This window comes from Frankia sp. CcWB2, from assembly GCF_977927585.1.
The window spans coordinates 1-592 of the sequence record NZ_CDWRCM010000238.1 but is presented as its reverse complement, the minus strand read 5'-3'; the positions used below and the strand labels follow the sequence as shown (position 1 = coordinate 592).

At 66.4% G+C, this 592-nt stretch carries 1 pseudogene; it reads left to right on the top strand.

Annotated elements, in window-relative coordinates:
- A pseudogene (locus tag ACY45C_RS19215) lies at nucleotides 1-416 on the top strand (carbon starvation CstA family protein); the annotation flags it as partial.
- Nucleotides 417-592: the final 176 nt, after the last annotated feature.

The following is a 592-nucleotide window of genomic DNA, read 5'->3' as shown; positions in this document are numbered from 1 at the left end:
TCGCCGTCACCTTCACCGCGGCCTGGCAGAAGGTTTTCTCGGACGATCCCAAGCTCGGCTTCTTCGCCCAACGGAACCGCTATGCCGACGCGCTCGACGAAGGCAGGGTTCTGGCGCCCGCGAAGAGCATCAGCGACATGCACAAAGTCGTCCAGAACTCGACCTTGGACGGGATCATGGCGATAGTGTTCGCCCTGCTGGTGCTCGTCGTGCTCGCCGATGCGGTACGGGTGTGCATACGGGCTGTCCGCACCCGGGTGCCGATACCCACTACCGAAGCGGACTATGTAGCCTCCCGTTTTGTCGCGCCCGGGGGATTGTTGGCGACCGCTGAAGAGCGCCGGCTGCTCGCGGACGCAGCCCAGGCGGCCGTGGCCCCTCAGCCCGAGCCCGTCACACCGCCGCTGCGCCGCTGACAACATCCCACGAAAATGGCGAGAGTTGAATCTGTTTGCGCCGAGGCGAGCTGGCGACGGCCATCAGGCCGGAACCCGCTCGTCCCGGCGCAAACAGTCAGCGCGGCGGCGTCGGTGCGGCCCTCAATCTAACCAGACAGGCCGTGCCCGTCGGCGGCGTCGACGAACACGTACGA